This is a genomic window from Pseudoalteromonas sp. '520P1 No. 423' (assembly GCF_001269985.1).
Classification (GTDB): Bacteria; Pseudomonadota; Gammaproteobacteria; order Enterobacterales; family Alteromonadaceae; genus Pseudoalteromonas.
The window spans coordinates 126,362-142,767 of sequence record NZ_BBZB01000002.1 but is presented as its reverse complement, the minus strand read 5'-3'; the positions used below and the strand labels follow the sequence as shown (position 1 = coordinate 142,767).

Annotated in this window: 22 protein-coding genes; 10 read left to right on the top strand and 12 right to left on the bottom strand. The window is 35.2% G+C overall.

Annotation, left to right across the window (positions count from 1 at the left end; all coding sequences use genetic code 11):
* Positions 1 to 53: 53 nt before the first annotated feature.
* Complete coding sequence (locus tag PSA_RS19285) at positions 54 to 2,621, bottom strand: TonB-dependent siderophore receptor (RefSeq protein WP_042145685.1); 2,568 nt, start codon at positions 2,619 to 2,621, stop codon at positions 54 to 56.
* Positions 2,622 to 2,828: 207 nt separating this feature from the next.
* Complete coding sequence (locus PSA_RS24790; protein WP_082305830.1) at positions 2,829 to 2,990, bottom strand: oxidoreductase-like domain-containing protein; 162 nt, start codon at positions 2,988 to 2,990, stop codon at positions 2,829 to 2,831.
* 113 nt (positions 2,991 to 3,103) lie between these two features.
* On the opposite strand from PSA_RS24790, the gene PSA_RS19280 reads away from it, so the two are divergent.
* Positions 3,104 to 3,472 carry a hypothetical protein gene (locus tag PSA_RS19280; RefSeq protein WP_042145679.1) on the top strand — a complete coding sequence of 123 codons (369 nt, stop codon included), beginning with the start codon at positions 3,104 to 3,106 and terminating at the stop codon, positions 3,470 to 3,472.
* A 164-nt stretch (positions 3,473 to 3,636) separates the two neighbouring features.
* Positions 3,637 to 5,001 (top strand): M17 family metallopeptidase, encoded by a 1,365-nt coding sequence (locus PSA_RS19275; RefSeq protein ID WP_042145677.1) that lies wholly within the window; start codon positions 3,637 to 3,639, stop codon positions 4,999 to 5,001.
* A 49-nt stretch (positions 5,002 to 5,050) separates the two neighbouring features.
* On the opposite strand, the gene PSA_RS19270 is transcribed toward PSA_RS19275, so the two are convergent.
* The 6 genes from PSA_RS19270 to PSA_RS19245 form a co-directional block, all read right to left on the bottom strand.
* Positions 5,051 to 5,392, bottom strand: a complete 342-nt coding sequence (locus tag PSA_RS19270) for a hypothetical protein (RefSeq protein WP_042145675.1) — start codon at positions 5,390 to 5,392, stop codon at positions 5,051 to 5,053.
* Positions 5,379 to 6,047, bottom strand: coding sequence for an AAA family ATPase (locus PSA_RS19265; RefSeq protein WP_042145672.1), 669 nt, complete (start codon positions 6,045 to 6,047; stop codon positions 5,379 to 5,381). Before PSA_RS19265 ends, PSA_RS19270 begins: the two co-directional genes overlap by 14 nt.
* Before the next feature lie 40 nt (positions 6,048 to 6,087).
* Positions 6,088 to 6,381, bottom strand: a complete 294-nt coding sequence (locus tag PSA_RS19260; protein WP_042145669.1) for a PilZ domain-containing protein — start codon at positions 6,379 to 6,381, stop codon at positions 6,088 to 6,090.
* A gap of 187 nt (positions 6,382 to 6,568) precedes the next feature.
* Entirely contained in the window at positions 6,569 to 7,639 is a 1,071-nt protein-coding gene (locus PSA_RS19255) for a ketoacyl-ACP synthase III (protein WP_042145666.1), read from the bottom strand.
* A gap of 134 nt (positions 7,640 to 7,773) precedes the next feature.
* A complete protein-coding gene (locus PSA_RS19250; protein WP_042145664.1) occupies positions 7,774 to 8,550 on the bottom strand; it encodes a motility protein A in 777 nt (258 codons plus the stop codon).
* Positions 8,551 to 8,559: 9 nt separating this feature from the next.
* The gene (locus PSA_RS19245; protein ID WP_371257871.1) at positions 8,560 to 9,381 is read right to left on the bottom strand and encodes a flagellar motor protein MotB; all 822 of its coding nucleotides are present in this window, start codon (positions 9,379 to 9,381) and stop codon (positions 8,560 to 8,562) included.
* A 173-nt stretch (positions 9,382 to 9,554) separates the two neighbouring features.
* Here PSA_RS19245 and PSA_RS19240 point away from each other — a divergent pair, with 173 nt between their 5' ends.
* The 4 genes from PSA_RS19240 (at position 9,555) to PSA_RS19225 (ending at position 12,855) form a co-directional block, all read left to right on the top strand.
* Positions 9,555 to 10,778 (top strand): HAMP domain-containing sensor histidine kinase, encoded by a 1,224-nt coding sequence (locus PSA_RS19240; protein WP_042145660.1) that lies wholly within the window; start codon positions 9,555 to 9,557, stop codon positions 10,776 to 10,778.
* Between the two features lie 17 nt (positions 10,779 to 10,795).
* Complete coding sequence (locus PSA_RS19235) at positions 10,796 to 11,323, top strand: response regulator transcription factor (RefSeq protein WP_042145657.1); 528 nt, start codon at positions 10,796 to 10,798, stop codon at positions 11,321 to 11,323.
* Between the two features lie 764 nt (positions 11,324 to 12,087).
* The gene (locus PSA_RS19230; RefSeq protein ID WP_042145655.1) at positions 12,088 to 12,558 is read left to right on the top strand and encodes a hypothetical protein; all 471 of its coding nucleotides are present in this window, start codon (positions 12,088 to 12,090) and stop codon (positions 12,556 to 12,558) included.
* A gap of 90 nt (positions 12,559 to 12,648) precedes the next feature.
* Positions 12,649 to 12,855 carry a hypothetical protein gene (locus PSA_RS19225; RefSeq protein ID WP_042145653.1) on the top strand — a complete coding sequence of 69 codons (207 nt, stop codon included), beginning with the start codon at positions 12,649 to 12,651 and terminating at the stop codon, positions 12,853 to 12,855.
* Positions 12,856 to 12,933: 78 nt separating this feature from the next.
* Here PSA_RS19225 and PSA_RS27315 read toward each other — a convergent pair whose 3' ends face one another.
* From PSA_RS27315 to PSA_RS19210, 4 genes are all read right to left on the bottom strand, one after another.
* Positions 12,934 to 13,284 carry a TonB-dependent receptor domain-containing protein gene (locus PSA_RS27315; RefSeq protein WP_193216514.1) on the bottom strand — a complete coding sequence of 117 codons (351 nt, stop codon included), beginning with the start codon at positions 13,282 to 13,284 and terminating at the stop codon, positions 12,934 to 12,936.
* A gap of 137 nt (positions 13,285 to 13,421) precedes the next feature.
* Positions 13,422 to 13,706 (bottom strand): hypothetical protein, encoded by a 285-nt coding sequence (locus PSA_RS19220; protein WP_042145650.1) that lies wholly within the window; start codon positions 13,704 to 13,706, stop codon positions 13,422 to 13,424.
* Positions 13,706 to 14,092, bottom strand: coding sequence for a hypothetical protein (locus tag PSA_RS19215; protein WP_042145648.1), 387 nt, complete (start codon positions 14,090 to 14,092; stop codon positions 13,706 to 13,708). The genes PSA_RS19220 and PSA_RS19215 overlap by 1 nt, the downstream gene beginning before the upstream one ends.
* 15 nt (positions 14,093 to 14,107) lie before the next feature.
* Positions 14,108 to 14,620, bottom strand: coding sequence for a hypothetical protein (locus PSA_RS19210; RefSeq protein ID WP_042145645.1), 513 nt, complete (start codon positions 14,618 to 14,620; stop codon positions 14,108 to 14,110).
* A 183-nt stretch (positions 14,621 to 14,803) separates the two neighbouring features.
* On the opposite strand from PSA_RS19210, the gene PSA_RS19205 reads away from it, so the two are divergent.
* The 4 genes from PSA_RS19205 (at position 14,804) to PSA_RS26525 (ending at position 16,365) form a co-directional block, all read left to right on the top strand.
* Complete coding sequence (locus PSA_RS19205; protein WP_042145643.1) at positions 14,804 to 15,322, top strand: redoxin domain-containing protein; 519 nt, start codon at positions 14,804 to 14,806, stop codon at positions 15,320 to 15,322.
* Positions 15,323 to 15,326: 4 nt separating this feature from the next.
* The gene (locus tag PSA_RS26535; RefSeq protein WP_042145639.1) at positions 15,327 to 15,578 is read left to right on the top strand and encodes a hypothetical protein; all 252 of its coding nucleotides are present in this window, start codon (positions 15,327 to 15,329) and stop codon (positions 15,576 to 15,578) included.
* Positions 15,579 to 15,643: 65 nt separating this feature from the next.
* Positions 15,644 to 15,922, top strand: a complete 279-nt coding sequence (locus tag PSA_RS26530) for a TonB-dependent receptor plug domain-containing protein (protein WP_337589996.1) — start codon at positions 15,644 to 15,646, stop codon at positions 15,920 to 15,922.
* A gap of 5 nt (positions 15,923 to 15,927) precedes the next feature.
* Complete coding sequence (locus PSA_RS26525; RefSeq protein ID WP_231665424.1) at positions 15,928 to 16,365, top strand: hypothetical protein; 438 nt, start codon at positions 15,928 to 15,930, stop codon at positions 16,363 to 16,365.
* Positions 16,366 to 16,406 lie beyond the last annotated feature (41 nt).

The following is a 16,406-nucleotide window of genomic DNA, read 5'->3' as shown; positions in this document are numbered from 1 at the left end:
GATGTAATATGAGCCGAAAAGTAAATATTCGGCTCATAATTTTTTAGTTATGCTTAAAAGTTATAAGTTAATTTTGCGTAGTAAAAGCCACCATTATAATCAAATGGACCACTTTCGTAGTATTGTGCACCCAACACACCATAAGAACTGGTGGGTAATTTTTGTGCCTCTTGATCTAAGATATTATTACCTCCAACGGAGATGGTAAATTGATCACTCATATAATAGCTAACTTCAGCATCGAGCGTAAATGCAGAGTCAGCCATTTGGTTCCAGCCACCAGCACCTGCATCATCAGCATGCACCGCAAAATATTCACCAAAATAATTTAGTCTAATAAAGGAACTGAAAGTATCCCAATCTTGTGCTATGGTAAATGTACCGCGATGATCTGGCATACCTTCTTCTAAGCGACGTACTTTACCCGAGTTCACAGTGTTTGGATTAAATTCATCTACTGAGGTTTCATTCCAGTTGTACGCTAAGCTGAATTTTGTACTACCACCCAGTAAATCAGCTGCATAGTTTGCAACTAAATCGATGCCTTGTGTTGTGGTATCAAAATCATTGGCAAAATAAGACACTTTAGAGATTAACTCCGGATTGCTAACCCCTAAGGCTTCTAATGCTTCATAATCAGAAGCTTTCACATCAATCTGACTCGATTGCGCAATTCTATCAGTGACTTCGATACTATAATAATCAGCAGTTAAAAATACTTCACCAAGTGTTAGTACAATACCTGCTGCGTAACTGACTGATTCTTCAGGATCTAATTCTTTACCACCGTAAAATGCAGATAACGGAGCCGTCGGCGGCGCTAAGAATGTTTGAATTAATTCACCTTCTACCATAGATGTTTGTGTATTGACTACATTTGCTTGTCCAACGGTCGGTGCTCTAAACCCAGTGCTATGAGATGCTCTCAAAGATAAATCTTCTGTGACAGAGTATTGAGCTGTGATTTTATAATTAGTTGTTGAGCCAAAAGAGGTAAAATCTTCGTATCTAATTGCTGTACCAAGTAAAAAATCTTCTGTTAAGTAAGCTTCTAAGTCTACATAAGATGCAAAACTTCTTCTTGTATTAATACCTTGCGCTTCTGGGCCAAAACCCTTAAATCCATGAGAGCCAATATTAAAGCCCTGATCTGCATAAGGGCCAGCCTTCCAAGAAGCTTCTTCTCCGGATACGATTTCAAAGCTTTCTTCTCGCCATTCTAAACCAAATGCAACATTGACAGGTTCATCCAAACCTAGTTCAATGCCTTTGACAACATCTAGATTAAATCCTTTTTCTAATTGTATGTATTTGCCTGTGTCGAATTCAGTTGGAGTTTCAAGACCCATTGAAGGATTGAGTGTATTTTTTAAGTTAAATGCTGATTCGTTTCGCCCGACCGTACCACTTACATCATAATACCACTCCTCAAAAAAACCCGAAGAGATCTCTCCTTTAGTACCAACAGCTAGTGATGTATCAGTAATGTTACCGCCAAAAGCTGGCGTATAACCACCCGGCATTATTTGGTTCATTGAAAAACAATTGGGATCTGCGACCATTTGTGCATAGGCAGATGTTGATAATACATTTGGCACGTTTGCAGGCACAGTCGCACAACTTGATTGTACGCCATTTACTGCACCAACGAGTAACGTTTCTCCGTCATCAATTGAGAAAACATTACCTCTGTTATGAGGATTACGATAATAAAAGCCACCCGTTACATCACGCTCTGAATAATTACCGAACATGTAAAATTCTTTGTCATTACCAACATCAAAGCCGACATTTGCAAAAAAAGTCACATCATCTTCTATCTCTGGGCTACCCCATATTTGAGCAGGACTAATGACAGCTGAATTACCTGCTTCGAAAATACCTTGGGCATCTGGACGTTGAACACTTCTGCTTGTCGGATCAGCTTCTTTGAATTGGAAACTTAAATTGGCAAAGCCATTATCTGTAAATGGCAAACCAATATTACCATCTACGATGACTTGATTGCCATCTCCTTCAAAATATTCACCTGTTTTAACTGACAGAGATCCACCTTCTGAAGAGTCTTTTAGGACAAAGTTCATTACACCTGCGATTGCATCCGAGCCATATTGTGCAGCAGCACCATCACGTAAAACTTCAACTTGTTTGAGGGCTATACTAGGAATTACTGAAATATCAGGTCCTTGAGCACCGTCATTGACACCGCCACCTTGGAATGCGATTACAGAGGCTCTATGTCTTCTCTTGCCATTTAAAAGTACTAAGGTACTATCGGATGATAATCCTCTGAGGTTTACTGGTCGAATAAGCGTTGCGGCATCACTGATAGGTTGTGCCCTTACATTAAAGGATGGAACAGCTCCGACTAACATTTCAAGCATATCACTAGAGCCATTTTTACCTAATTCGTCACCACCAATGATATCAATCGGTACAGGTGAATCAGAAATAGAACGTGGTGCAGAACGAGAACCAACCACAGCAATTTTTTCAATGTTTTTTTCAGCGACAACTTCGTCACCGTCAGCACTATATGCTGAGCTTGAATAAAATAAACCTGCAGTAAGTGTTAATCCCATCTTAACGGCAGTATTAAGAATTGTATATTGAGTCTTCATTATTTCTCCCCGGATATTTTTAATATTTATATGTATAAATGTCTGGCTCAATCAATGGTTACAACTTTGGCTAATACCTTAATGATTTAGCTTAAACATTTAGTTTATTAATATTAGGCGGGAATTGAGGATTTTGCCTCTAACACAGATATTTATTTGAAAAAAAAGCAGAATAGAGTGAATACAAGGGTAATAATTTAACTTTGACTATAGTGATAGAGGCTCATTTTCTTGTTTTTCATTTTGCGCAGCCTGCCATTGTGAGTATGCTTCATGATATGCATCCCATACACAAGGGCAACAACTTCCGCCGCCACAACAATCATCATCAGCTGGCCTTTGTGGTTTTTTAGTATGGTGATTTTGCATTTGAATAATTTTTTTGTCCGTAATGTACTTTAATTTTATCATACTGATGTGTTTCAATCGATAATTAACAGTTTAATTTGGCACTTAAGCTGATTGTGTGTGACAATTAGATGATGAAATTATATGTTTACCTTCATAAAGCACCGATTAGAGTCATAAAAATCAGTCATAAACGCAGTCGTTTAAAATTACGACGCACTATGCTGCAACTAAAAGTTGCTTTAGCGCAAGAAACGCTTGAGACAAAAGAAATGATTGTTATTTATAAGCGTTATACGAAAAAACAAGCTAGTCCCGAAGAATTAAAAATTGCGAATCAGCAATTTTTTGATGTACTAAAAGGCTTAGGGCTTGGCGTGTTTGCAGTTTTACCTTTTGCTCCGCTAACTATCCCGGTAATCGTAAAACTTGGTAAAGTGGTTGGTGTTGATGTTCTGCCTAGTTCTTTTAACGCCCCGGTCACAAAAAAGACTAAACCATGATCGCATAATAGTTGAGTTAGAAAAATCTGGAGCTATTTCCACTTCATTTCATTTCATTGTTCAAAAACAAAAAACACCAAGATTTCAAACACCTCTAAACACATACCTTTAAAGCAATAAAATTGCTATGATTAAAGCAACTTATCTTATTTTTATGAGCTATTATGAAAAATCTATATTCTTTGGGAAATAAAGGAACACCATTATTTATTTTGACAAATACAGAGTTTGAATCATGGAAAACGCAACAGTCAGATTTTATTAAAGCATGGTTAGAATCAACAAGTTTTAACGGCCATGGATTGACCTTATTACCAGATGATAAAACTGGTAAAGTATTTCAAGCTGTCTATTTTGTAGAAGATATCACTTCTTATTGGCAATGTGGTGATCTTGCTTCTTTACTTCCTAAAGGAGAGTATATTTTCCAGGGTGATGCACAGCATAGAGAGCTAGTTGCATTTGGTTGGGCACTGGGTGCTTATCAATTTGATTCATATAAAACAAATACTCAACCCAAGGCAAAACTTATCGTTGAATGCCAACAAGAATTAAAGAAATATCAAGATTTAGTTCAAAGCATAATATTGGTACGAGATCTCGTTAATACACCTGCTATCGATATGATGCCACAGCATTTAGCTGAAACAATGCAAGATTTAGCTGATTCGTTTAATGGAGAGTTCAGTCAATGGGTTGGAGATGAATTACTAGAACAAAACTATCCAACAATTCATATGGTTGGTAGGGCAAGCGAGCATAAACCTAGATTAATTGATCTGTCATGGGGTAACGAGAACGCTCCTAAAGTTACTTTGGTTGGTAAGGGTGTTTGTTTTGACTCTGGAGGGTTAGATTTAAAACCTGGTGCAGGTATGCGTAACATGAAAAAAGATATGGGCGGAGCAGCCCATGTTATTGGCTTAGCTCACTTAATAATGGCATTTAATTTACCCGTTAGACTAAGAGTTTTAGTTCCAGCAGTTGAAAATGCGGTATCAAATAACGCATTTAGACCCGGAGATGTGATCAAAACACGAAAAGGGATCACAGTTGAAATAGATAATACAGATGCTGAAGGACGATTAGTGTTATGTGACGCACTGTGTGAAGCACAAAATGATAGCCCTGATTTATTGGTTGATTTTGCCACATTAACGGGTGCGTGTCGTGTTGCTTTAGGTACAGAGTTACCAGGTTTTTTCACAAATAATGATGCTGTGGCGGCAGGTTTAATACAATCAGGAAAAAATGTAGATGATCATGTATGGCAGTTACCTTTATATGCACCTTATAAAGATATGCTCAAAAGTGATGTTGCTGATTTATCAAACTGTGCTGTCTCTGGTTTTGGCGGGGCTATTACAGCTGCATTATATTTACAAGAGTTTGTTGAGCCTCAAACACCTTGGATACATTTTGATGTTATGGCTTGGAATAATAGAAAATTGCCAGGGCGCCCAATAGGCGGCGAAGCGTTTGGTGTGCGTGCAATGTTTGACTATATTCAATCTAGATACGCAATTTAACATAATAAATCAATAGGCATTATGTGAGTAATGTCTATCATAATTCCTTCTACTTTTTATTTTTGTTTTCTAACGTTTCTAATAGCTGATTTAAATCATTATTTTCACCATTGGCAAGCTCTTCAATTAACAACCTTAAAATACGAGATTTTGCAAAACCGGAATGCTCGGCCAGATCATTGAGTTGATCTATATTGGCGGGAGAGAGCGTAAAAGTTGCATTTTTAAAGTTTCTTTGCCTTTTTTTATTAACAGGAGTGTTCTCATCTAGGCTAGGAACTAAAATAGACTTTCCTTTAGCATAAGACGTAGCATCTTCGATAAAATCGTCTATATCAATTTTCTTCCTTTTTTTTGCTTCTGCTTTTCGTTTTAAATCAGCTAAACTCATGGGAGTCTCCGGGCTGTTTTGAAAGCATCTCTTCTGCAATAGCAATAATTTCTAACGCCGCTTTGCCATTAGGATCGTTTTCTAATACAGATTCTCCATTTTCTTCACTGTCATCATATATATTTCTACTATAAGTAATACATTCCAAGACATTAATACCAAATGTTTCACAGACTTCTTTGGCCTCAAGAATTCTTGATGCTTGATTTGGTAAAGAAGGGCATTGGGTCATAACAAAAGAGGCGTTCATTTTTGGATTAACCATTTTACAGGTAGATAAAATGTCTTCCATATGCGGCACTGTTTTTAAATCACGACGTTTGGGTCTAAGAGGAATTAATACATGATCAGCTACCGACATTGCAGCACGTAAAGCTAAATTATCTTGACCACCACAATCTACAAGCAAGTAATCATAGTTATTCTCTAAACTGATCAAATCATTTCTTATTTTACCATATAGTTGAACACAATTAATAAGCGGCAAATCAGGATTATTATTCCTTGCTTGGATCCAATCTGAAGTCGTTCTTTGTGGATCACAATCTATCATTAAAACAGATGCTTTTTTATGCTTTGCAAGGTAAACACCTATGTTTTGTGCTAAGCAGCTTTTACCACTACCCCCTTTTTCACCACCAACAAGAATAATCATAAATATAAACTCCAATGCTTTAAATTTAAAAAACGTCCATTTATTTATTGAAAATTAAACCGATATCGTACCAACCATGATCTTGTTTAATTGACCTTAAAACACGGGTTACATAAATTTTACTTTCAATTAAATTTGATTTGAATTGCACCTTTACTTGAGTATCAACCTCAATATCACGTTCAATGCTAAACTTAATCCCTCCTTTAGATACATCTACGCACATTACATCTCTTATATATTGGCGATCGTTTTCACCTTGCCAACTTACGGTAATAAGTTGTTTCTCCATATCTAAGCGTAAGGAACCACGTCTGTCCTCAACATTTTCCATCTATTACTCCATTAAAAAACATAAAAAATTACATGCTTATTAAAAGTTTAGTTTAAATATTGAATATTGTAAGAAAGAACATTGAAATCGTTATTGGTAGGATAATGAGTGGAAGAAACTGTAATAAAGTTAAAAGTAATTTATAAATAACTTTTAACTTTATATTGTGTTTTAGCTAGCGTGCATTTTAGTTTTTACAAGCTAGCACTGCTTCATTAATAAGTTCAAGGCCTGTTTTATCACAATCAGGTAAAGTTGCATTACTGATTTTTATTGGAGTAATGCGATCTGACCACTGTATATAAGAGGCTGCCCAGGTTAAACCGGCACCAAATGCAGCGGACATAATTTTTGAATTAGGCTGTATTAACCCTTGTTCGACTGCTTCACAAATAGCAATAGGAATAGTTGCCGCAGAAGTATTACCGTAGTTTTGTATATTAACCATGACTTTATCATCGCTAACTGAAAGCTTTTGCTGAATAGCTTGAATAATTCTTAAGTTTGCTTGATGAGGTATTAATACATTAATATCATCTAACGCTAAGTTAGCTTGTTCTAATACATCATCACAGGCTTCAGCCATTCCTTTAACAGCACGTTTAAATACTTCTCTACCTTCAAATAATAAATCTGACGGTCCAACTGGTTGGTCATATTTATTAATATCTGTACCAAAATTTGTAATATGTAAGATATCTCGATTACTGGTATCACAGCCAGTTTTACTCGCTAGTAGGCCAGACTTTTCTTCACTTGCTTCAATTACAACAGCACCTGCGCCATCACCAAACAAAACAGCACTGTCTCTTTTAGACCAATTAACATACCAAGTCATGCGTTCAGCTCCAATTATCACTGCTTTTTTTATCATGCCAGCATTAATTTGGGCCGTCGCATTTTGTAGCGCGTATAAAAAGCCTGAGCAAGCAGCATTAACATCACACGCAGCTGCCCCCATTGCATTGAGGTTTTTTTGCACTAAAGACGCTGTATTTGCAACCAAAGTTGATGGACTACATGTTGCCAATAAAACGAGGTCTATTTCATCGCCATTAATTCCTGCACAGTCTAAAGCTTGTTGTGCTGCAACAGTAGCAAGTTCTGCAGTTGAAACATGGCTGATCCTACGTTCAGCAATACCGGTTCTGGTTTTTATCCATTCGTCATTTGTATCAACAACAGTACTTAAATCGTCGTTTGATAATTTTGCTGGCGGAATACATTTACCCCAACCTGTAATTTTTGCGTAGTTCATACTGTGTTCCAAATTATTTCATCTAATAGCAAGTTACCAATAGTGGTCTGATGAGTTATAACAAAATTATAAACCTAAAACTACAATTAGATTGAACATATACCCATTCCAATAATTAGTGGAAATAGTATTATCTAATTATTTGACGGTTTTTCATTTACTGGGCTGTCAATATTTTCACCTAAATAACTTGCAAGCATTTCAATAATTAATTTAGGGTTATCACCGTTAGAAATATGTAAAACACCATCACGAACTAACATCATATGTTGCTTAATTTCATCGGCTCTTTCACCCAGTTTATTTGCTAAAGGTCCGGTAAAAGCATTTGCTAGCAGTGCGCCATATAATGTTGTCAGTAATGCGACGGACATTGAAGGGCCAATACTTTTAGGGTCGTCCATCGCCACCAACATCGCAACTAATCCAATCAGTGTTCCTGCCATTCCCATTGCAGGTGCTAACTCTGTAAAACTGTTAAGAACCTTAATTGATTGATTATTTCTTTGACGTGTTTGCAAAATCTCTCTGTTAAATGCAAATTCAATTGTCTGGGTATCGTGGCCATCAAGCAGCAAGTTTACACCTTTTTGTAAATATTCATCATTGAGTTGTTTATCTTCTAACGCTAAAACCCCTTTTTTTCTTGCTATTTCACTTAACTCAATCAACTGATCTAATGTTTCAAATAAATTAGGCTGCTTATTACTAAAAGCTAATCGAATATTTGATAACCCTTGAAAGAAATTATTAATTCTGTAACTGAACATCACAGCGCCAAAAGTTCCGCCTATAACAATCAGTAAAGAAGGGATACTAACAAATATCCCAGGAGCAGCTCCACTCATCAAAATTGCTGAAATGACTGCTAAAATAATGACGCTCAACCCTAACCCGCTTGCTTTATCCACTAAAATTCCTTAATTCATTAAAATAGTTGCCATTTCTTTAGGCTTACCTTGATTAATTGCGATTTCAACACGCCGATTTCGGCTACGATTACTGACACTGTTATTTTTAACTAATGGCTGGTTATCCGCAAATGCTTCCATTTTAATTCTCGACGCATCAAAATGGATATCTTTTAATATTTCATTTAATACTGCTGCGGCACGTTTGGCGGATAAATCCCAGTTATTATGATGCAACTCATTTGAGACGGGTAAATTATCAGTATGGCCAGATACTGTTATTTCACCGGGAATATTATTCAATTCTGTAGATATTCTGGCTAGAAGAGGCTTAAATTTTGGTTGCAGATAACTAGAACCAGATGGAAATGAGCCATTTTCTTTTAGTCTAATTATAAGTTGCTGTCCTAAAAGCTCAAATTCAATTAAACCATCTTCAATTTCTTGCGCAAAAATCTTTTCAAGTTCAACTTTATATCTGTCATTGTCTTTAGTATTTTGATCTTTACCATCTTTAATTTGTAATTGAGTTTCGGTTGCAGATTGGGTATTTTGCTGCACAGTATTGATTGGTGTAGGTTCCGGTGTTGCTGGGGAGAACTCATCCATTATTACTGAAGTTCCTTTTGGAATATCTTGTGCCTCAACTTGATTTTGCACGCCAAAAGCCATTTTCATAGAACCTGCAATTTGTTTAAACTTGATCACATCCATTTCAGAATATGATAAAAGTAGCACAAAAAAACACATTAATAACGACATTAAATCTGCAAAAGTTGTCATCCAACTTGGACTTCCTTTCGCTTTAATATCTTCGCTGTCGTCACTCAGTTCTGTCATTTAATACTTCATAGTTTAGTTATTGATTTTAAGATCATAATTGAGTATTACTTTAGTTGCAATATTTTGAGAAGAATCAAACAACCATGCCTAAATTTTTGATAAGATCTAACTATCAAAAATATTAGCATCAAACAGTACTATAAAAGGATTTTAGTTAAATAATGAAGATATTTGATTTTCAATCAACAAAAGCCATACAAAGAGTATTTTTACTCAGAACTATCGCAATTATCCTACAACTATCAAGTGTCATAGCCATTAGTTTAATTATGTCTTTACAGATACCATTACTGCCGTTAATGATAATCATAGCAATAGAGACTGCTTTTCATTTATTAAGTATTTTTTATTTTAAAAACCGAACTGCAAATCATAAGGGAATATTGATCCAAATATTAGCGGATGTCACATTTCTCACAATACTAATGTACCTTAGTGGCGGTGCGACCAATGCATTTGTTTCCTTATTACTTATGCCAATTGTAATCGCAGCAGTCAGCCTACCAACTCGGTTTTTACTCCTAATTTCAGTAAGTTCAGTATTGGCTTACACAGGGTTATTGTTCAATATGCCTACTCACAGTATGCACCATATGGATATGAGTAACCATTTCATTGGTATGTGGGCAAACTTTTTACTATCTGTGATAGTCGTCACTTTTGTTGTGGGCGCCATGGCAAATGCAATCACAAGTAGAGAACGCCTTTTGGCTGCACAAAGAGAGGAACAACTCAGAAAAGAGCAATTATTAGCTCTGGGTGTTGCTTCATCACAAGTGACACATCAGCTTGCAACACCACTTGGTAATCTACAATTATTATTTGATGAATTAATAGAAGATTACCCTAATGTTGAAGCCGTTATGTCGATGCAGCACCCACTTAAACAATGTACATCTCAGCTTGGATACTTTCGCACATTAGCCTCTTCAATTCGTGAAAATAAAACTGGAATTTATGCTATCAAGGAACTGATTGAGCAATTCAGGGATTGTGTCCAACTTAACTTTCCCAATGTCAATTTAAACATCATTCTTGATGATCTACTGGAGCAACATAAAATTGAAGCCGATGCGATGCTATTGCCCGCTTTATTGAATTTGGTACAAAATGCTGTAAAAGCCAACGAAGACAATAATAGCCAAGATATAGAGTTAAATGCTTACATACACGCTAATGAGTTAAATATAAAATTACGAGACTTTGGTCATGGTATTTCAACAAAACAAATATCTTTAGGGCAACAATTAGTAAAAAGTGAAACAGGTTTAGGGATGGCGGTCTTATTATCAAACTCAAGTTTAGAAAGATTAGGTGGTTCTCTGAAGTTATATAATCACACTAAGCAAGGTGCAATCGCACACGTCAGTTTACCTACTGTGTAAATTATAGGTTTTTAAATATGAAGTTATTAATTGTTGAAGATGATAAAGCGCTATCTGCTACGTTAAACCGCAGATTAACAAAACATCATTTTGTTTGTCATGAAGTACATCAAGCAGATCAAGTATTACACAATTGCCATTTAATTAAGCCTACACATATTATTTTAGATATGAAGTTAGCAAATGAAAACAGTTTGGGTCTAATAAAACCTATCAGAGCTGCATTACCACATGTTAGGTTATTACTCTTGACTGGTTTTGCCAGTATTACAACAGCAGTTGAAGCAATGCGATTGGGAGCTGATGATTATTTATCAAAACCAGCTGATACAAAAATGATTTTAAAATCCCTTTTAGGTCAAGAAGAATCACAACCACAACAAGATTATGAATTGCAAACAATGTCTACAGAACGGCTGGAGTGGGAACATATTCAACAAATACTCAATTGTAATGATGGTAATGTTTCTGCAACAGCGAGGCAATTAGGTATGCACAGACGAACTTTGCAACGTAAGTTACAAAAAAAACCTGTGATCAAATAAAATTTGAATATTTTGAGATTTCTAGGATTTAAACTTTAAAACAGCTTGTTGCTAATTTTGGTATAAAATGTTAACTAACCAAATGAAATAAACGACTTAACTAAATGGAAATTTAGGAGTTTTAAATCCTCTATCGTTGCCTGTTCATTAATTATTTTTTCTAGCACATCATATTCAAGTTCAATTAATAGTTTAACGGATCAGTATGGCGAGGAAGAAATATTCAATCGTTAATTTTAGGAAAACTGACGTCTGCAACAAAAAACGAGTTCTTGGTTTTTTCAGGTTAAACACTCAGTATTTATGATATTGACACTAAAACGGAGAAATTAAGTTTTGAGAATATAATCCAACCAGTACTGCTAGGATCTTTTACTGAAAAAGGTGCTAGAGAGTTACTTCTCGCTGATGGGAGAGTTATTCGAATAGAGTCAGGAAAAGTTAATAATATTAAAACGCTTACTCAATTACCGTTAAATTATACACAAGTTATTGATGCAGATGGTGATGAAATAGACGATATAGTAACTGCGGCATCTTGGTATTACCTAAAAGTAATTAGCCCACTAAGAGATGAAATCATTTGGTCACATCTTGCAGGCCTCGATATTAACGCATTAATTTTAAAAGACATTAATGAAGATGGAAAAGTAGATAGCTTATACGGTGATGGCCAGTGGGGAAGTATCCACGCGCTTTCATTAGCAAGTGGCGATGAATTTTAGTCAATTAACAACCCTAATCATGGTGTAACTAATATTTTAGTGACTGATGTAGATTCAAATGGAAAGAATCATACAGGCTCTCAAGGTCAATATTTTAGAATATTAAATGCTAAGACAGGTGAGTTATTAAAGACCTCTCCAGCTGTTGATAATAATTGGAGTGGCATAGATCAACTTGTAGAATTTGATGATCCTAACACAGATAGGTTAGATGTATTTGGCGTTGGCAATGGTGCTATTTATCGGTATAACTTTGAATCAAATACTTCTAAGAAAATAGAATATCCATCACATATAAAGAGCATTACAAATACGATATTTGAGGGGAATCCTGTATTAATAGGTGGAGATAATCAAGGTCGGTTATTAAAACTTGAACTAGATGGTAGCTTGTCAGAGATTGCAACTTTTTGTGATAATCAATCTGTTTTACAACTTGGCGCGCTTTCTATAAACCAAATATTATTTAGTGGTAATAAAGTAACTTTATATTCAAATAGTGACGCTTAAAAACTCGCTAAGCCTACTGATTTATTTTTAAATACGCATGTATTAGCTCCAGTTTCAGGCCAGCTTAATCCAGATAGCGATATTGATTACATGATCTTGGATGGTACTCCTAAGTATGGTGCTTTTGAATTCTCCGATAGGCAATTAGGTAAATTTACATATTCTCCTAGCGGTCAAGTTGCAATAAAAGATAATTCAATATCAGAAAAGGCAATATTATCTATTAGTGTTGAAAATAATGCTCCAGTTGTTGAATCATTAGTTTTTGAAACTCACTGGAATAGCTCTTTATCTTAATTATTAATTGCTCACGATAGCGATATTGAAACGCTAACTTTTAATATTGAAATTATGCCTGAAACGGGCAGTCTAGATCTAGTGGATATTAATACCGGTAAAATTGTTTACACCACCTCGCACAACTAAACCACTTGTTACAAAATAATCAACTTGCCAATCAACAACAGCATACCCAGCTGTTTCTTTTTCATTGTTAATTTCAGATATATTGTTCTGTTTTGAGTAAGCATGTAGCGCTAAATCAGTTTGCCAATCTCCGAGCTGATAGTTTATGTTAAATCGTGTATTCAGTGGTGATATACGATATAAATCATCATTTAAATCACTGCGAGTACCACGTACATAACTTGCAATACCTGATAATTTTAAACTGTCAGATAACTTATAATACCAATTTAAGTCTGCACCGTATAATTTAGCATCTATATTTGTAAATTCTAATGGGTTTCATCACCCATCATAGCAGCAACCATTTTGACATGCATATTGTCAGATGGTGTGCCTTGGATGTAGTTATCAACTTTTTGATAAAATATATGTGGTGAAAATGCAAACGAAGTACTTTAAAAATTATAACCAAGGTCTAATTGGTAAGCTGTTTCTGACTCTAAATTGATATCACCGACATATGTTTTACCATCTGCCAAACCACCTGTTGATTGCATAGGCATCCAAAGGTAACGCTCCTGATAACTTGCAGCGCGTTGTTTAATTGCGACTGCATAAGTAATATCGTGATTATTATCAATAGTATTTAAACTGTTTAACACAATATCATAAGTTGTTTCTGAAACATCTTTATCGTAGGCATTAAATTGATCTTGCAATACTTTTACGTGCGGATTCATCATTGCCATTGAGCTGATAACATCATATTTTCTGGATTGGTTATTGTGGAGTTATGTTCAGCGCTGAATCCTTCAATGCCAAATGATAGCACATCACTGATAACTTCAAACTTATAATCTAATGTTTTCGCTTCGGCTGTATTATATCTGTATTTATCTGGATCAGTATTTTCACGCTGGCTAAAATTATCCATTGCGTGTGTAGCGTCTTGTAAACCAAGTTGCCATTTAAATTTTAGTAATGCAGTCTCATACTCACCATCATGATTATATCTATTAGACTCTATGAAATCGATATCCATTGGCAAAGCAGGCGTACCTGAGCTATTAGTTTTAGAATGATGCCATGTAGCACCTAAAGATAAATGAGGAACTTGATAACTCAAGTCTATCCCGTATTGCTATTTATCATATTGAGTCGACTTTACAGTCTGATCATTTGCACTTTTATAATCATCACCTTTTTGATCGCTAAAATATGACAATAAACCAAAGTTATTGCCACTGATATTGACATTAGCAGCAAGTGTAGAAGCATTATTAATATCATTATAGCTTGTTGCCATATCACCAGATATTATCATTTCTTCACTTGCAGCAGCACGTTTTAAATTAACTTCAACGGAGCCTCCTAATGTATCTATACCACTATTAACAGGCGCAATACCCGTAATTGGACCATTTTTATTGATATTTGCCGCAGGTACTGTTTTAAGCCAATCTGCCACATCAGGCATCACCAAGTTACCTTCAGCCAAAGCCGTTTCCGAATGGATTAATTTTGGCGCCTTTACAGTAATAACCTCTATAGATGTTTGCTTAGTATCATTTGCAAGCGTAGTTTGACTTGAAAAAGTAAGACCTAGCGTAATAGCAAGGCAAAGTGGTCTGAGCTTGATAAAAATCCTTAGCACTTGGTGCTGTAATTTTATACCCTATTTTCTAAGTATTTAGCTTTTATAACAAAGTTTATATAGTTAACTGCGACAATATGTCGCACATTTATTACACTACTGTTTTTAATACATATTTTGCTATTTTTTTGATTGATCTATATCATCAATTTACAACTTTGAAACCATGGTTTTATATTTATTATGTTTAAATACTTTTCTATATTAATAATCGCTTTAACTAGCTTTATCAGTAGCGCAACAGACTTAAAAGTAGGGGATATTGCTCCTAACTTTAATTTACAAGCAACAACGGGAGATTTTTATAAATTAAGTGATTATAAAAACAAAAAAACAGTCGTACTTGCATGGTACCCAATGGCCAATACAAGGGGCTGTACAATAGAATGTCGCTCGCTAGTTCAGAAAGGTCATATGATCCGAGAATATAATGCAAGTTACTTTATGGCTTCTGTTGACCCTCTTGATGATAATCGTGATTTTGCTAAAAAAACAAATGCTGATTTCCCGATGTTAAGTGATCCAACAAAATCCACAGCAAAAGCATACGATGTGCTAAATTTGTTTGGCTTAGCTAGCAGAGTCACTTTCTATATTGGTTCTAATGGTAAAATTTTAAAAATAGATGATGATATAAACCCAAAGACGGCTGCAGAAGATATCGCTGCTAATTTAAAATCTTTAAACATAGCAAAACCTTAAATTAATGGCTAAACCAAATAAAAAAGGTCCTTCTAAAACAGTAGATATATATTGTGTTAAATGTAAAACACAGTTGTTTAAATATCGAAAGGGCGGTAAAGGGGCATTAGTAAAATGCTTTAAAGAAAGAATAAGCCAAAATTTTACAAATGAGTCATGTGTGTGCCCAAAATGCTTGCAAATTTTTGCGAGAGAAACATTAATAAAAGGCACACCTGCTTATAAGATTATCGGCGGGAAAGTGTGGTTCAAGTGATTATTTGATAAAGAAAACCAATTTATTGCAGAATAAACTGGTTTAAAGTAACAATATAGCAACAGATTCAAAAGCTCGCTGTCGAGAATGCATACGACATCATAAATTTTGTTCCTGGCTTTCAGGTAACACGTGGTGACTGGGTGGGTGCTGTTCCAAAAGAGCAAGATAGAGGTGTATTTTTGGATAATGGCTACATACTCGTTATGATAAATCGTCAAAAGCTCAACAAGATATCTGGTAAAGCTTCTGTTTATACACCTTACATTCCTGCAGCGATTGTTGAACGAATTGAATTTATTAGAGGAGTAGGCTCTGGGCTTTATGGTAGTAATACTTTTTAGGTATGATGAATATCATTACAGAAAAAAATAGCAATGAAGTCGAGCTCTCTTTAGACACAAATGGGTTATGGCAAATAGCAGCTTCCTTAAATAAACGAGTCAATAATGATTTAAGAGATTTTGAAAATAAGGTTGTCACCCCAGTCCAAACTGCCGAGTTTACTTTTGAGAATAATATTAATAAAAGAATTCAAGGGATAGAAAGTGCGTTAAATTGTCATGTTACAAATCACATAGAGTGGGGAATGACTGCCACTGTATTATTAAATAATCCAATAAACGAAAGTTATAAGCGGTTTGCTACAACTTATGTAAATTATAGCCATGAAAAATTCACATTTAATGTCAATGCGGTAATTCGAGATAAACTTCGAGGAAAAACGGCAACAAATCAAACTTTCCTTTCATCTAGTTACAGTTTATTTTCTGCCGGCTTAATATAACAAATATCGCATTCTTCAAGCTTAAGTTTAAAGGCAAACAT

Bases quoted from the DNA above. Each gene is read 5' to 3' on its own strand.
- PSA_RS19285 (WP_042145685.1), bottom strand. From the start codon at position 2,621: ATGAAGACTCAATATACAATTCTTAATACTGCCGTTAAGATGGGATTA.
- PSA_RS24790 (WP_082305830.1), bottom strand. From the start codon at position 2,990: ATGCAAAATCACCATACTAAAAAACCACAAAGGCCAGCTGATGATGAT.
- PSA_RS19280 (WP_042145679.1), top strand. From the start codon at position 3,104: ATGAAATTATATGTTTACCTTCATAAAGCACCGATTAGAGTCATAAAA.
- PSA_RS19275 (WP_042145677.1), top strand. From the start codon at position 3,637: ATGAAAAATCTATATTCTTTGGGAAATAAAGGAACACCATTATTTATT.
- PSA_RS19270 (WP_042145675.1), bottom strand. From the start codon at position 5,392: ATGAGTTTAGCTGATTTAAAACGAAAAGCAGAAGCAAAAAAAAGGAAG.
- PSA_RS19265 (WP_042145672.1), bottom strand. From the start codon at position 6,047: ATGATTATTCTTGTTGGTGGTGAAAAAGGGGGTAGTGGTAAAAGCTGC.
- PSA_RS19260 (WP_042145669.1), bottom strand. From the start codon at position 6,381: ATGGAAAATGTTGAGGACAGACGTGGTTCCTTACGCTTAGATATGGAG.
- PSA_RS19255 (WP_042145666.1), bottom strand. From the start codon at position 7,639: ATGAACTACGCAAAAATTACAGGTTGGGGTAAATGTATTCCGCCAGCA.
- PSA_RS19240 (WP_042145660.1), top strand. From the start codon at position 9,555: ATGAAGATATTTGATTTTCAATCAACAAAAGCCATACAAAGAGTATTT.
- PSA_RS19235 (WP_042145657.1), top strand. From the start codon at position 10,796: ATGAAGTTATTAATTGTTGAAGATGATAAAGCGCTATCTGCTACGTTA.
- PSA_RS19225 (WP_042145653.1), top strand. From the start codon at position 12,649: ATGATCTTGGATGGTACTCCTAAGTATGGTGCTTTTGAATTCTCCGAT.
- PSA_RS19220 (WP_042145650.1), bottom strand. From the start codon at position 13,706: ATGAATCCGCACGTAAAAGTATTGCAAGATCAATTTAATGCCTACGAT.
- PSA_RS19205 (WP_042145643.1), top strand. From the start codon at position 14,804: ATGTTTAAATACTTTTCTATATTAATAATCGCTTTAACTAGCTTTATC.
- PSA_RS26535 (WP_042145639.1), top strand. From the start codon at position 15,327: ATGGCTAAACCAAATAAAAAAGGTCCTTCTAAAACAGTAGATATATAT.
- PSA_RS26525 (WP_231665424.1), top strand. From the start codon at position 15,928: ATGAATATCATTACAGAAAAAAATAGCAATGAAGTCGAGCTCTCTTTA.